Below are 13,881 nucleotides of genomic sequence, written 5' to 3' on the forward strand. Positions count from 1 at the left end.
TCGGAAGGCCATGACTGCGCCCACAAAGCCCTCACCGAACAGTCCCGACGCTTCCGCCGACGCCGCCTCCTGCGGCTCCGCTGTCGGAGCGGACCTACACAGCCCCGTAATCGACTGGTTCGACGAAAACGCCCGCGACCTGCCCTGGCGGCGCCCCGAGGCGGGCCCCTGGGGCGTGATGGTCAGCGAGTTCATGCTTCAGCAGACGCCGGTGAACCGGGTCCTGCCCGTCTACGAGCAGTGGCTCGCCCGCTGGCCCCGCCCCGCCGACCTGGCCAAGGAGGCCCCCGGCGAGGCGGTCCGGGCCTGGGGCCGGCTCGGCTATCCACGCCGCGCGCTGCGGCTGCACGGCGCCGCCGTCGCCATAGCGGAACGGCACGGCGGGGACGTACCGACCGACCACGCCCAGCTGCTCGCGCTGCCCGGCATCGGCGAGTACACGGCCGCGGCGGTCGCCTCCTTCGCCTACGGTCAGCGGCACCCGGTCCTGGACACCAACGTCCGCCGGGTCCTGGCCCGTGCCGTCAGCGGCACGCAGTACCCGCCGAACGCCACGACCGCCGCCGAACGCAAGCTCGCCCGCGCCCTGCTCCCCGAGGAGGAGCGCACCGCCGCTCGCTGGGCCGCGGCCTCCATGGAACTCGGCGCACTGGTGTGCACGGCGAAGAACGAGTCCTGCCACCGCTGCCCGATCACCGCGCAGTGTGCCTGGCGGCTCGCGGGCAAGCCGGAGCACGAGGGCCCGCCGCGGCGCGGTCAGACGTACGCCGGTACCGACCGTCAGGTGCGCGGCAAGCTGCTCGCCGTCCTGCGCGAGGCCCATGTGCCCGTGCCGCAGACCGCCCTGGACCGGGTGTGGCACGAGCCGGTGCAGCGGGCCCGTGCGCTGGACGGCCTGGTGGCGGACGGTCTGGTGGAGCCGCTGCCCGGCGGGATGTACCGGCTGCCGCTGAGCTGACGCCAAGACACATCACAGCCGTGGGGCCTCCGCAACATCCAGACGCACAGCCACCCTAGGGACAACTCGGACAAACCATCACATACAACCCTCAACTCCCTTGTCGTTTTACCCCTTTCCTTCTTCCGTTACACAACCGACGGACAGCCGAGCGCTAGCCGCAGGCTGCTTCGGACAGCCCCGTGACAACGCCTCCGTAGCTTCATTTCCGTACCCGACAGACGGGGACGACTACGAACCACAGGCAAGTGACACCGACGGCGAACGAGCCGGCCGGGAACGGGGAATCGGGAGGCGGTCAGCATGGCGCAGGGAGAGGTGCTCGAGTTCGAGGAGTACGTCCGCACCCGGCAGGACGCGCTGCTGCGCAGCGCCCGCCGGCTGGTCCCGGACCCGGTGGATGCCCAGGACCTGCTGCAGACCGCGCTGGTACGGACGTACCACCGCTGGGACGGCATCGCGGACAAGCGGCTCGCCGACGCCTACCTGCGCCGCGTGATGATCAACACGCGGACCGAGTGGTGGCGGGCGCGGAAGCTGGAGGAGGTGCCGACCGAGCAGCTCCCGGACGCCTCGGTCGACGACTCCACCGAGCAGCACGCGGACCGCGCCCTGCTGATGGACATCATGAAGGTTCTGGCGCCGAAGCAGCGCAGCGTCGTGGTGCTGCGACACTGGGAGCAGATGTCCACGGAGGAGACGGCCGCCGCCCTCGGCATGTCGGCCGGAACGGTCAAGAGCACGCTGCACCGGGCGCTCGCCCGGCTCCGCGAGGAGCTGGAGAGCCGCGATCTGGACGCACGCGCGCTGGAGCGTGAGGAGCGGGAGCGTTGCGCGGCCTAGGCACGACAACGGGCGGCACCGGGCACAGGGACAGGGGTGACAGGCACAGGCACACGGACCCGGACGGGGACTCCGAGTCCGCGGACACGGGCTTCGCCCCGCCCGGACCCACGCGGGTCCGGGGGAACTTGCAGGCGGCGTTCACGGCGGTGGCCGTGGTCGTCGCCCTCGCCCTTTTCGCCTCCGCCTGCGCCACCGGCGGCACCGGCGCCCGCGACGAGGGGCCGGCCCACGCCGACTCGGTGAGCGGCGCGGACGCCTTGTCCTCGCTCGCCCCCACGCCCGCCGCCTCCGCGTCGGCCTCGGCGGTCCCGGACCGGAGCGAGGCCGTCCGGCTGGTCAAGGCCGATCCCGCGGTCTCGGCGGAGGTCAAGCGGGCGCTGCGACCGTGCGTGTCGGACGACTATCCCGTCGACGTGTCGTACGGCGATCTGACCGGCGGGCCGGTCGACGACATCGTGGTCAACGTCCTGTCCTGCGGCGACGCGGTCAGTGTCGCCTCGTATGTGTACCGGGAGCAGGGCGGCGCGTACCACAATGTGTTCAAGACCGAGGAGCCCCCGGTCTACGCAGAGATCGACCGTGGCTACCTGGTGGTGACGAAGCAGGTGTACGCCAAGGATGATGCGTTGTCGAACCCGTCCAGCGAGAACGTGCTGTCGTACCAGTGGGTGTCCGGCCGCTTCGTCCAGCGGGACGACACACGCACCGACTACGGCAACCTCGGCGGCGACGAGGAGTCGGCGGCGCCCGACGGCTGAGGACCGGCCGGGGCGTCAGTGAACGCTTCGCCCGGTCCACGCGTCCCCCAAGTGGGCACCCTCCATGGACATGTCCCACGCACCCCCAGCAGAACACGAGGACTGAGAGCACCGGGATGGCAGACCAGACCCACGTCCTGTTCGTCGAGGACGACGACGTCATCCGCGAGGCCACCCAGCTCGCCCTGGAGCGGGACGGCTTCGCGGTCACCGCCATGCCCGACGGGGTGTCGGGCCTGGAGGCGTTCCGGACGAACCGGCCGGACATCGCGTTGCTCGACGTCATGGTCCCCGGCATGGACGGCGTCAGTCTGTGCCGCCGTATCCGCGACGAGTCGACCGTGCCGGTGATCATGCTGTCGGCGCGCGCCGACTCGATCGACGTGGTGCTCGGCCTTGAGGCGGGCGCGGACGACTACGTGACCAAGCCGTTCGACGGTGCCGTGCTGGTCGCGCGGATCCGGGCGGTGCTGCGCCGGTTCGGGCACGCGAGCGGCGGCGACCGGGGTGTGGACCAGGGCGACGCGGCCGCCGCCGGCGGCGTGCTGGCCTTCGGGGACCTGGAGGTCGACACCGAGGGCATGGAGGTGCGCCGGGGCGGGCAGCCGGTCGGTCTCACGCCGACCGAGATGCGGCTGCTGCTGGAGTTCTCCTCGGCGCCGGGCACCGTGCTCTCGCGGGACAAGCTGCTGGAGCGCGTGTGGGACTACGGCTGGGGCGGGGACACGCGGGTCGTCGACGTCCATGTGCAGCGGCTGCGGCAGAAGATCGGCCAGGACCGGATCGAGACGGTCCGTGGCTTCGGCTACAAGTTGAAGGCCTGAGCGGGGCGGCATGAGGGGGATGTTCAGACGCGCGGCTCCGTCCGGGATGGCGCACGCGGCGGGCCTGACGGACGCGACCGACGTGGGCGATGCCACGGGCGGCGCCGCTGTCGCGGGCCGACGCACAGGGGTCCGTACGCGCACGGACACGGGCGGTGACATGGGTGACCGGAGGGGCGCGGGCCTCGGCACGAGTGGTCGCACGGGCCTGCGGGTACGGCGGCTCAGGGGCAGCCGGGTGGCGATCCGCACGGGTCTGCGGTGGAAGCTGAGCGCGGCCATCGCGCTGGTCGGCGCGCTGGTGGCGGTCGTGCTGAGCCTGGTGGTGCACAACGCGGCCCGGGTCTCGATGCTCGACAACGCGCGCGACCTCGCCGACGAGCGGATCCAGATCGCCCAGCGCAACTTCGAGCAGTCCAAGCGGCTGAACTTCCCGAACGCCACGATCGACGACCCGGAGCTGCCTCCGGCGCTGCGGGAGAAGGTCGAGGAGGGCCGGCGGGCCACCTACGTGGCGGACTCGCCGAACGGCACACCCGACATCTGGGCGGCCGTGCCGCTCAACAACGGGAAGGTGATGTCGCTGCACACCGGGTTCACCGACCGCAGCGAGGACATCCTCAAGGACCTCGACCAGGCGCTGATCATCGGCTCCATCGCGGTGGTCCTCGGCGGCAGCGCGCTCGGCGTGCTCGTCGGCGGGCAGCTGTCGCGCCGGCTGCGCAAGGCGGCGGCCGCGGCGCACCAGATGGCGAGCGGGGAGCCGGACGTCCGGGTGCGGGACGCCATCGGGGGTGTCGTACGGGACGAGACCGACGACCTGGCGAGCGCGGTGGACACCATGGCGGACGCGCTCCAGCAGCGGCTGGAGGCGGAGCGCCGGGTGACGGCGGACATCGCGCACGAACTGCGGACGCCGGTGACGGGCCTGCTGACGGCGGCGGAACTCCTTCCGCCCGGCCGGCCCACGGAACTGGTCCTGGACCGGGCCAAGGCCATGCGCACACTCGTCGAGGACGTCCTGGAGGTGGCCCGTCTGGACAGCGCTTCGGAGCGGGCCGAGTTGCAGGACATCCTGCTGGGCGAGTTCGTCAGCCGGCGGGTCGCGGCGAAGGATCCCGCCATCGAGGTGCGGGTCGTCCACGAGTCGGCGGTCACCACCGATCCGCGGCGGCTGGAGCGGGTGCTGTTCAACCTGCTGGCGAACGCCGCGCGGCACGGAAGGCCGCCGATCGAGGTCACCGTCGAGGGCCGGGTCATCCGGGTCCGCGACCACGGGCCCGGTTTCCCCGAGGCCCTGCTCGCCGAGGGCCCGAGCCGCTTCCGCACGGGCAGCAGCGACCGCGCGGGCCGCGGCCATGGCCTCGGCCTGACGATCGCGGCAGGTCAGGCCCGGGTCCTCGGGGCCCGCCTCACCTTCCGCAACGTACGTCCGGCAGGCGCCGCCGACCATGTCCCGGCGGAGGGCGCGGTGGCCGTCCTCTGGCTCCCGGAGCACGCGCCGACGAACACGGGCAGCTACCCGATGCTGCCGTAGCGGCGCCGGGGCGGGCTCACCCGAACGACTTGGAGAAGTCGAGCTCCGCGCTGCGCTCGGTCAGCGAGTACCAGTTGCCGTTGTCGTCGCGGAAGATCGCCTCGATGCCGTAGGGCCGCTCCTGCGGCTCCTGGATGAACTCCACGCCGCGCGCCTTGAAGGTCTCGTAGTCCCCCCGGCAGTCATCGGTCCTGAACGCCCCGGCCCCGATGACCCCCTTCCCCACGAGCGTCTTCAACGCCTCGGACGACTCCGGATCGAGCCCGGGCCCGTCCAGGCTCATCAACGCCAGCTCGACGTCCGGCTGGTCCTTGGCGCCCACGGTGACCCACCGCATATCGCCCATCGAAAGATCGTTCCGCACCTCGAAGCCGATCTTCTCCGTGAAGAACGCCTTGGTGCGCTGCTGGTCGAACGTCCATACGGTGGTGATGCCGAGACCCTTGATCATGACCCTGCTCTCCGTACTCCTCCGCCTGCCGCCTCTTGCGGTTGCTTCCTGCCGCCAAGGTAGGCAGAGGCGCTCTCAGCGCGCTTCTCCGGAGTTGCTCTCCCGCCGCCGGAACCCCCCGGCCCACAGCATCGCGTAGCACCCCGGAATCAACGCCGCCCCACGCCCGACGTGCTTCTCCCGGTACTGCGTCGGCGACAGCCCGGTCCGCGCCTTGAACTTCGCCGAGAACGTCCCGACGCTGCTGAACCCGACCAGATGGCATATCTCCGTCACGGTCAGATTCGCCCCCCGCAGATACTCCTCGGCCCGCTCGATCCGCCGATGCGTCAGGTACTGCCCCGGCGTCTCCCCGTACACCGCCTTGAACGCCCGCACGAAGTGATACCGCGAATACCCCGCCCGCCCGGCAACGGCATCCAGATCCAGCGCTGAATCGGCCCACTCCCGATCCATGGCGTCCTTGGCCAACCGCAACTGCCGCACCTTGCCCATGGCTCCGATGGTGGCACGGGCCACTGACATTCCAGCGGGTAGGGGCGGCGGGGGCGAGACAAAAGGCGGGGCCCCGGGCGAAACTCCACCCGAAGACCCCGCCCGCACCACCGACTCAGACGGCCTCCACCACCGAGACCTTGGCCGCGACCCCGGCATCGTCCCCCTTGGGTCCCGCCCCCCTCAGCGGCACCTCCTTCACGAACACAGCCGCGACCAACGCCACCACAGCCACCGCAGCCCCCAACAGAAACGCCGAATGCGTCCCCGCGGACACCGCATGCTGATACGCCTCCCGCACAGCCGCCGGCAACTGCGCCAACCCCGCCGCGTCCACCTGCGCCGACTGCTCGGTCACCTTCGCCCCCAGCTCACCGCCCCGCTCGGCCATGACGTCCTGCACCCGGCTGTTGAACAACGCCCCCATGATCGCGACCCCGAACGAGGACCCGAGCGTACGGAAGAGCGTGGTGGACGACGACGCGACCCCCATGTCCTTCATCTCGACACTGTTCTGCGCGACCAGCATGGTGATCTGCATCAGACAGCCCATGCCGAACCCGACCACGGCCATGTACACCCCGGAGGTGAACCGGCTCGTGTCGGTGTCCATCAACGACAGCAGATACAGCCCGACGACCATCAGCACACTGCCGACGACGGGGAACGCCTTGTACCGCCCGGTGTTCGTGGTCACCCGGCCCGCGACCATCGAGGTGACGAGCATCGCCCCGAGCATCGGCAGCAACAGCAGTCCGGAGTTCGTGGCGGAGGCACCCTGCACCGACTGCTGGTACAGCGGCAGGAACAGCGTCGCCCCGAACATCACGAACCCGGTGATGAACCCGATCACGGACATCAGCGTGAAGTTCCGGCTGCGGAAGATGTGCAGCGGCACCACCGGCTCCGCCGCCTTGGTCTGCCAGAACACGAACCCGACGAGCGCCGCGACCCCGATCCCGATGAGCTCCATGATCCGCGCGGAGGTCCACGCGTACTCCGTACCGCCCCAGGTGGTGACCAGCACGATCGCGGTGATGCCCACGGTCAGCAGCGCCGCACCGAGATAGTCGATCCGCGCCTGCGCCCGCTTCTTCGGCAGATGCAGTACGACACTGATCGCGGCGAGCGCCACGACACCGAGCGGCAGGTTGATGTAGAACGCCCAGCGCCAGCCCCAGTGGTCGGTGATGGTGCCACCGACCAGCGGCCCGGCGATCATCGCGAGCGCCATCACGCCGGCCATCATGCCCTGGTACTTGCCGCGCTCCCGCGGCGGAATCAGATCGCCGATGATCGCCATGACGCCGACCATCAGACCGCCGGCGCCCAGCCCCTGCACGGCCCGGAACGCGATCAGCTGCCCCATGTCCTGCGCCATGCCACTGAGCGCGGACCCGATCAGGAACAGCACGATGGACGCCATGAAGACGCCCTTGCGGCCGTACATGTCACCGAGCTTGCCCCACAGCGGAGTGGAGGCGGCGGTAGCCAGGGTGTAGGCCGTCACGACCCACGACAGATGCTCCAGGCCGCCCAGCTCACCCACGATCGTCGGCATCGCGGTGCCCACGATCATGTTGTCGAGCATGGCGAGCATCATCGTGACCATCAGCGCGAGCAGGACGACCCGTACGTTCTTCGGCTGTTTCGCGCCGCCGGGCTCTTCGGCCCCCGGTCCAACTGTCTTTGTCTCCGCCATCGTTCCCACTCCCCCGGCCGCTCCCCGGCCACTTACTCGCACTTACTTGCCGCCCGGCTAGTTGTCTACACTCAGGGAAGGTAGATGCGTAACTAGCCGGGCGTCAAGTAAGTTTTGTGGAAAGTCAAGAGGTACGAGGATGGGCGGCACCATGGACGGCACCAAGCAGCGGCGCCGCGGGAACACCCGCCAGCGCATCCAGGACGTAGCCCTCGAACTCTTCGCCGAGCAGGGCTACGAGAAGACCTCCCTGCGCGAGATCGCCGAGCGCCTGGACGTCACGAAAGCGGCCCTGTACTACCACTTCAAGACCAAGGAAGAGATCATCGTCAGCCTCTTCGAGGATCTGACGCAGCCGATCGAGGACCTGATCGAGTGGGGCAGGCGCCAGCCGCACTCCCTGGAGACCAAGCAGGAGATCGTACGGCGTTACCACCAGGCCCTGATCGATGCGGAACCACTGTTCCGGTTCATGCAGGAGAACCAGGCGACCGTTCGCGAACTGAGCATCGGCGAGATGTTCAAGAACCGCATGATCGGCATGCGCGACATCGTCATCGACCCCGACGCCGACCTGGTCGACCAGGTGCGCTGCATCAGCGCCCTGTTCACGATGCACGCCGGGATGTTCGTGATGAAGGACGTCGAAGGCGACCCCGAGGAGAAGCGCAAGGCCGTCCTCGAGGTCGCCATCGATCTGATCACCCAGGCGCACAAGGGCGCCTGACCGACTCCGGGTCTCAGATCTTCAGACCCTTGGCCCGCAGGAAGGCCACCGGGTCGATGGCGGAGCCGTAGTTGGCGGTCTTACGGATCTCGAAGTGCAGGTGCGGGCCGCTGGAGTTACCGGTGTTGCCGGAGCGGGCTATGTGCTGGCCGGTCTTGACGACCTGGCCGATCTTCACGTCGATGCGCGACAGGTGGGCGTACTGGGAGTACGTGCCGTTGCCGTGCTTGATGACGATGGCGTTGCCGTACGCGGGGCCGTCACCGGCGCCGTTGCCACCGGCCTTGACGACCGTGCCGCCGTGCGCGGCCATGACGTCGGTGCCGCTCGGGACGGCGAAGTCCTGACCGCTGTGGGTGGACTGCCACATGCCGCCGGCCTGCGCGAAGCTGGCGGACTTCGTGTACTTCTTCACCGGGCTGACCCAGGACGCGGCCTTCTTCGCGGCGGCGCTCTGCGCCTGCACGGCGGTGGCGGCACCGGGGGCGGAGGTCATCTCGGCGGCGACCGCGCCTCCGGCGCCCAGCACGACCGAGGCCCCCAGGCCGGCGGCCAGCACAGCGGCACGGGTGCGGAAGGTGGACGTACGGGACGAACGGAAGGAGAAGCGCGGGGACATGCGAAACCTCATGGGGAAGACGACAGAGGGAACCACCCGACGCACAGGCATTCGCCGGATGGCCATCCCTTGGTAACCCCGACCCCGCCGCTGACCAAAACCCTCTATCTACGACGGAAGCTAGTACTCCCCCATAAAAATCGCTGCATCTTGACAGGGCAGCCATTCCGGACGAACCAGTACGGATACCGAAACCTACGGACGACTTCGGCGTAAAAAGTCCGTTTTCTCCCGGCGGCCGTTTCCACTATTCCCACTAGTAACGGACAAATCGCCTGTGCGGCATGTCACCGCTGAGTGCAATCGCGGGACCCCGGAATGTGACGGGCGCTACGCCGCCGAACGCGGCTCCCGCAGCGCCCCCCGCGGCAAGTTCAACGACGTCATGTGACGCACGCCTCTAGCGACTTACCGCCCAGTAACCCTATCTTTCCCCTCACGCCATCCCCACCCACGAACATGCACGCGACAACAACACAGCGCACCGTGACGTGAGAGGACCCCACATGACTCTTCGCCGCCCCTGGGCGCGCCGGATAGCGGTCGGCACCGTCTCCGCAGCCGCCCTCGTGGCCCTCGCGGTTCCCGCCGAGGCCGCGACGACCGCCAGCGCGACGAGCACCTCCACCGCCACCACCACGGCCGCCACGGCGTCCTCGGCGGATGTCGACTACGACACCTGGCAGAAGGACTGCCAGGCGGTCATGGACCAGGCGCTGCCCTATCTGAAGCAGCGGATCGCCGACACCGCGCCGGGAGAGAAGCAGGCGATCGTCTTCGACATCGACAACACCACCCTGGAGACGGACTTCGGCTTCAGCTACCCGCAGCCGGCCAACGGCCCCGTCCTGGAGGTCGCCAAGTACGCCCAGGAGCACGGCGTCTCCCTGTTCTTCGTCACCGCCCGCCCCGGGATCATCTACTCGGTGACCGACTACAACCTCAAGCACGCCGGCTACCAGGTCTCCGGCCTGCACGTGCGCAACTTCCTCGACCTGTTCAAGAACGTCGCCGACTACAAGACGGCCCAGCGTGTCGCCATCGAGAACAAGGGCTACACGATCATCGCGAACATCGGCAACAGCGCCACCGACCTGTCGGGCGGCCACGCCGAGAAGACATACAAACTCCCGGACTACGAGGGCCAGTTGTCCTGATCCACGAGCGCTGGATCCGCTTCGGGCAGAGCGTGTACGCGCACGTCGTGGGGCCGGTACCTTCGGGTACCGGCCCCATCACGCATTCCGGCAGGAAGAGGATCCATGAGCGCTGCGGACGAGTCACGCATCGAACTCGCGGACGCCGTACAGACCATCCGCGACGAACTGCTGACCGCGACCCGGCGCTCCGCGGGACAGGACGTCGTCTTCGAGCTCGGCGACATCCAGATGGAGTTCACGGTGGAGATCCGTAAGGAGGTCAAGGTGGGCGCGAGAGTGAAGGCCTGGGTGGTCGACGCGGGCGCGGACGGCGCGAGGACCGACAGCCGTACCCACAAGGTCTCCTTCACTTTGCGCGCCCAGGACGCCCGCACCGGCGCTCCTCTGAAGGTCGGCAACGAGACCGAGGGAAGCGTCCGGGCCTTCGGCCGGGGCACCCCCGCGTCGCGGTGATGCTGCGCTCGGCGGTCGAGCGATCCGTGGTCGTGCTGGCCGGATCGCAGGGCAGCGGAATCATGCTGTCGCCCCGGCTGGTACTGACCAGCGCCCACGTGCTGCGCGACAAGGAGTGGATCCGCACGGTCCACCCCGAGAGCGAACAGCCCCTGCCCAGCCGGGCGGTGTGGCAGGACGAGGAGAGCGACGTGGCTCTCCTGCTCACCGGCGAGGAGCTGGTGGATCCGGAGCGGTGGGCACTGGCCAGGCTGCGGTGGGGGGTCGTCGGGTCGCCCGATCCGCTCCCCGGCTGCCAGGTCGTCGGGTTCCCCGCCGTCCAACGCTACGGTCCGGACGGCCAGTTGGAGTACGACCAGCTCACCGGCACGGTCCTGCCGATGGCGGGACGGCTCAGATCGATGCTGGTCTGCGAGTTCGACCGGGCCCCGGTCGCCGCCCCGAGGCCGGGCGAATCACCGTTCGCGGGACTGTCCGGTGCCCCGGTGTTCGCCGGCTCCGTGCTGATCGGTGTGGTCACCCAGGTGCCGGAGGGCCGGGACCATCGCCGCATCGAAGCGGTCCCGGTACAGCGCATTCTGGAGGCGCATGGCTTCCCCCAGCATGTGATGGGTGCCGAGCCGGGCCATGTGCCCCCGGTGCTCGAGAACGTCGTATGCGGTCATCACCTTGCGGACGAAAGGTTCGAGCGGCACTACGCACGGGCTCTGAAGACCCGGTACCGCAAGATCGAGATCTTCGGGATCGACGAACTGGGCACGACCGAGACCAACTGGGACCTCGACACCGCGTATCTGAGTCTGGAGGCCCTGTCCGTCTCGGAGGCGAGGGACGACGCACCGGTGTCCAAGACCGTCTCAGCACCCCGCCGGATCAACGACCTGCTCGCCGACCGGCCGCGGGCGGTACTGCGCGGGGAGGCCGGCGCGGGCAAGACCACGCTGGTGTGGTGGCTCGCCTCCCACGCCGCCTGTGGTGCCCTCGACCACGAACTCGCCGAGCTGAACGGCCTGGTGCCCTTCGTCATCCCCATGCGCAGCCTGCTCGCCCGGACGATGGCCTTCCCCAAGCCACACGAGCTGGCCGCGGTCGCCGAGCTGCAGATCGACGAGATCCCCGAGGGCTGGGCCCGACGCGTCCTGGAGGCCGGGCGGGCTCTGCTCCTGATCGACGGCATGGACGAGGTGCCGCCCGCGGACCGGGAGGAGGCCCGCCACCGCCTCGCCGATCTCCTGGCGATGTATCCGCACAACCGCTGCCTGGTCACCGTACGGCCCCTGGCAGTGGCCGCCGACTGGCTCGCCGCCGAGAACTTCGAGGAGTTACGGCTGCTGCCCATGCGGGACGAGGACGTCCTGGCCTTCTCGAAGGCCTGGCATGCCGCCGCCCGCCTGGAGTGCGCGGGCTTCCGCGACCCGCATCGGGCCGCCGCCGAGGACGAGAACCTCCATGCCCTGGAACTGGCCCTGGAACGGGAACTGGGCCACAATCCGACCCTGCTGAACCTGTCCCGTACTCCGCTGCTGGCCGCCGTGGTCTGTGCGTTGCACCGCCGCCGCCGCGGCTTTCTGCCCGAGACTCGCTGGTCGCTGTACAACGCGGCGCTGACCATGCTGCTGGGCAGCAGGGACATCCTGCGCCGGGTGGCGGCGCCCGAGGGCATCACCCTGGGGGTCGAGGAGCACCAGCAGTTACTCCAGCGGATCGCGGCCTGGCTGGCCCGCAGCGGCTACGCGGAGTTCAACCACGAACAGGCACGGCATCAGATAGAGCTGGCCATGCGGGGCATGCCCCAGGTGCACCGTCAGGGCTCCGCCGAGGCCGTGCTGACCCATCTCCTCAACCGCAGTGGTCTGCTGCAGGAACGCAACGACACGGCCATCCAGTTCATCCACCGCACCTTCCAGGACTATCTGGCGGCGAAGGAGCTCCAGGAGAGCGATGGTCTGGGGGAACTGCTGAGCCACGCGACCGACGAGGAGTGGCAGGACATCATCCTGCTGGCCGTGGGCCACTGCCACCGGGGCGAGGTGCGCAGGCTGATCGAGGCGATGATCGCCAAGGGCGACCAGTGCGCGGATCTCCGCACCCGTGGCGACATCCACGTGCTCGCCGCGCGGTGCGCTCTCAGCGCGGTGGTACTGGAGGAGGAGATACGGGAGCAGATCGCGGACCGCATCCGGGCGCTGATACCACCGCCCGACGACACCGCTGCCGCCAAGCTGACGTCTCTGGGCTCCTACGTCCTTTCCCTGGTCCCGGGTCCGGAGGGGCTCACCGACCGGGAGGCGAGGGCGGTCGTCCAGGTGATCCGGGACGTAGGCGGCCTTGCATCCCTGCCGCTGCTACGGCGCTTCGCCGGGCACCCGTCCCGCGACGTCCGCGGAGTTCTCCTCACCGCCTGGCCTCGTCATCCAGCCGAGGAGTACGCGCGTGAGGTCCTCTCGCATGTGCCGCTGCACGACGCCCAGATCATCGTGGTCAACCGGGCGGAGGCTGCGGCGCTGCGGTACTGCGTTCCGCTCGGCCACGTGATGATCGACATGCCCATCAGCGGCACGGATCTGGCAAAGCTGCTGCCTGAGCAAGGCATTCATGCCCTGACGCTGATCGGCAACTCCCTGCTCGGCGACCTTTCCTTCGCTCGCAAGCTGTCCGGGCTGACCGCCTTGGCCCTTACTCTCTGCCCCAGGGTCCGGAGTTTCTCAGCGCTGGAAGGGCTGCCTCTCACCTCACTCCGCCTGGAGCTCAACGAGATCGAGAAGTCCGAACTGGGCTCTCTCCAGCGACTCGACCGGCTGACCGATCTGTCCCTGGACGGGACGCTGTTCGACAGCAGCATCCCGCTGCCCTCAGGGCACCCGACCGTCGAGCGGCTCCAGGTGAGCAGTCCGACGAAGATGATGATCAACGACCTGTCCCAGTGGCCGGCCCTGCGCGAACTGGCCGTCCACGGCGACTGCCACGCGCATTCCCTCCTGCTCGCGGCCTCGCGGGCCCCGTCGCTGAGCAGTCTGGAGTTCTCCATCACCTCACTCCACCTGCCCCGCCAGATCGTGCCGCCGGCCGTCGACAAGGACGGACGGCTACGACGCCGCCCCCGCGAGCTCGAACCCCTGCCGACGATCCGCAGCCTAACGCTGCGGGAAGTGAGCCGGGGCGGATCCACGAGGGATCTCGCGCGGGTGTTCCCCAACCTCACCTTCCTCGCCCTGGAGTACGCAGAGGACACCGCCCTCGATCTGACCCCGTTGCGCCACCATGCCGGGCTGTCGATCGTGGTCAACGGCCGACAGGTGCAACCGGAGGAGCTCTCATAGCGTTGGACATGGCGAAAGGGGCCGGTACTCG

General features: G+C 69.2%; 13 protein-coding genes. 9 read left to right on the forward strand and 4 right to left on the reverse strand.

The features are described from left to right. The first annotated feature begins 10 nt into the window (after positions 1–10). The 5 genes from ACZ4UU_RS09080 (at position 11) to cseC (ending at position 4,923) form a co-directional block, all read left to right on the forward strand. On the forward strand, positions 11–958 hold the full coding sequence (locus tag ACZ4UU_RS09080) for an HhH-GPD family protein (protein ID WP_468037958.1): 948 nt from the start codon (positions 11–13) through the stop codon (positions 956–958). 303 nt (positions 959–1,261) lie between these two features. Next, a complete protein-coding gene (locus ACZ4UU_RS09085) occupies positions 1,262–1,801 on the forward strand; it encodes a SigE family RNA polymerase sigma factor (protein ID WP_003999062.1) in 540 nt (179 codons plus the stop codon). Positions 1,802–1,929: 128 nt separating this feature from the next. Continuing rightward, positions 1,930–2,562, forward strand: coding sequence for a hypothetical protein (locus tag ACZ4UU_RS09090; protein ID WP_468037961.1), 633 nt, complete (start codon positions 1,930–1,932; stop codon positions 2,560–2,562). 116 nt (positions 2,563–2,678) lie between these two features. After that, positions 2,679–3,386 (forward strand): two-component system response regulator CseB, encoded by a 708-nt coding sequence (gene cseB / locus ACZ4UU_RS09095; protein ID WP_468037963.1) that lies wholly within the window; start codon positions 2,679–2,681, stop codon positions 3,384–3,386. A gap of 10 nt (positions 3,387–3,396) precedes the next feature. Then, complete coding sequence (gene cseC, locus ACZ4UU_RS09100; protein ID WP_468037965.1) at positions 3,397–4,923, forward strand: two-component system sensor histidine kinase CseC; 1,527 nt, start codon at positions 3,397–3,399, stop codon at positions 4,921–4,923. Between the two features lie 16 nt (positions 4,924–4,939). Here the strand turns inward: cseC and ACZ4UU_RS09105 are convergent, their stop codons facing one another. The 3 genes from ACZ4UU_RS09105 to ACZ4UU_RS09115 form a co-directional block, all read right to left on the reverse strand. Then, entirely contained in the window at positions 4,940–5,374 is a 435-nt protein-coding gene (locus tag ACZ4UU_RS09105) for a VOC family protein (RefSeq protein WP_391408427.1), read from the reverse strand. 75 nt (positions 5,375–5,449) lie between these two features. Next, entirely contained in the window at positions 5,450–5,869 is a 420-nt protein-coding gene (locus ACZ4UU_RS09110) for a helix-turn-helix transcriptional regulator (RefSeq protein ID WP_468037968.1), read from the reverse strand. A 115-nt stretch (positions 5,870–5,984) separates the two neighbouring features. Next, the gene (locus ACZ4UU_RS09115) at positions 5,985–7,571 is read right to left on the reverse strand and encodes an MDR family MFS transporter (RefSeq protein ID WP_468037970.1); all 1,587 of its coding nucleotides are present in this window, start codon (positions 7,569–7,571) and stop codon (positions 5,985–5,987) included. Positions 7,572–7,710: 139 nt separating this feature from the next. Here ACZ4UU_RS09115 and ACZ4UU_RS09120 point away from each other — a divergent pair, with 139 nt between their 5' ends. Further along, entirely contained in the window at positions 7,711–8,298 is a 588-nt protein-coding gene (locus ACZ4UU_RS09120; protein WP_468037972.1) for a TetR/AcrR family transcriptional regulator, read from the forward strand. A gap of 13 nt (positions 8,299–8,311) precedes the next feature. On the opposite strand, the gene ACZ4UU_RS09125 is transcribed toward ACZ4UU_RS09120, so the two are convergent. After that, positions 8,312–8,917, reverse strand: a complete 606-nt coding sequence (locus ACZ4UU_RS09125; protein ID WP_468039152.1) for a M23 family metallopeptidase — start codon at positions 8,915–8,917, stop codon at positions 8,312–8,314. 506 nt (positions 8,918–9,423) lie between these two features. On the opposite strand from ACZ4UU_RS09125, the gene ACZ4UU_RS09130 reads away from it, so the two are divergent. From ACZ4UU_RS09130 to ACZ4UU_RS09140, 3 genes are all read left to right on the forward strand, one after another. Beyond that, positions 9,424–10,074 carry an HAD family acid phosphatase gene (locus tag ACZ4UU_RS09130; protein WP_468037974.1) on the forward strand — a complete coding sequence of 217 codons (651 nt, stop codon included), beginning with the start codon at positions 9,424–9,426 and terminating at the stop codon, positions 10,072–10,074. Between the two features lie 105 nt (positions 10,075–10,179). Continuing rightward, positions 10,180–10,530: a trypco2 family protein gene (locus tag ACZ4UU_RS09135; RefSeq protein ID WP_468037976.1), complete on the forward strand. Its 351-nt coding sequence runs from the start codon at positions 10,180–10,182 to the stop codon at positions 10,528–10,530. Further along, complete coding sequence (locus ACZ4UU_RS09140; RefSeq protein ID WP_468037978.1) at positions 10,530–13,850, forward strand: NACHT domain-containing protein; 3,321 nt, start codon at positions 10,530–10,532, stop codon at positions 13,848–13,850. Before ACZ4UU_RS09135 ends, ACZ4UU_RS09140 begins: the two co-directional genes overlap by 1 nt. Positions 13,851–13,881: the final 31 nt, after the last annotated feature.

The organism is Streptomyces sp. NPDC028907 (genome assembly GCF_055564995.1).

What these genes read in the sequence shown, in the direction of transcription:
- ACZ4UU_RS09085 (WP_003999062.1), top strand. Translation starts at nt 1,262, where the DNA reads ATGGCGCAGGGAGAGGTGCTCGAGTTCGAGGAGTACGTCCGCACCCGG.
- ACZ4UU_RS09115 (WP_468037970.1), bottom strand. Translation starts at nt 7,571, where the DNA reads ATGGCGGAGACAAAGACAGTTGGACCGGGGGCCGAAGAGCCCGGCGGC.
- ACZ4UU_RS09120 (WP_468037972.1), top strand. Translation starts at nt 7,711, where the DNA reads ATGGGCGGCACCATGGACGGCACCAAGCAGCGGCGCCGCGGGAACACC.
- cseB (WP_468037963.1), top strand. Translation starts at nt 2,679, where the DNA reads ATGGCAGACCAGACCCACGTCCTGTTCGTCGAGGACGACGACGTCATC.
- ACZ4UU_RS09125 (WP_468039152.1), bottom strand. Translation starts at nt 8,917, where the DNA reads ATGTCCCCGCGCTTCTCCTTCCGTTCGTCCCGTACGTCCACCTTCCGC.
- ACZ4UU_RS09140 (WP_468037978.1), top strand. Translation starts at nt 10,530, where the DNA reads ATGCTGCGCTCGGCGGTCGAGCGATCCGTGGTCGTGCTGGCCGGATCG.
- ACZ4UU_RS09135 (WP_468037976.1), top strand. Translation starts at nt 10,180, where the DNA reads ATGAGCGCTGCGGACGAGTCACGCATCGAACTCGCGGACGCCGTACAG.
- cseC (WP_468037965.1), top strand. Translation starts at nt 3,397, where the DNA reads ATGAGGGGGATGTTCAGACGCGCGGCTCCGTCCGGGATGGCGCACGCG.
- ACZ4UU_RS09130 (WP_468037974.1), top strand. Translation starts at nt 9,424, where the DNA reads ATGACTCTTCGCCGCCCCTGGGCGCGCCGGATAGCGGTCGGCACCGTC.
- ACZ4UU_RS09110 (WP_468037968.1), bottom strand. Translation starts at nt 5,869, where the DNA reads ATGGGCAAGGTGCGGCAGTTGCGGTTGGCCAAGGACGCCATGGATCGG.
- ACZ4UU_RS09080 (WP_468037958.1), top strand. Translation starts at nt 11, where the DNA reads ATGACTGCGCCCACAAAGCCCTCACCGAACAGTCCCGACGCTTCCGCC.
- ACZ4UU_RS09105 (WP_391408427.1), bottom strand. Translation starts at nt 5,374, where the DNA reads ATGATCAAGGGTCTCGGCATCACCACCGTATGGACGTTCGACCAGCAG.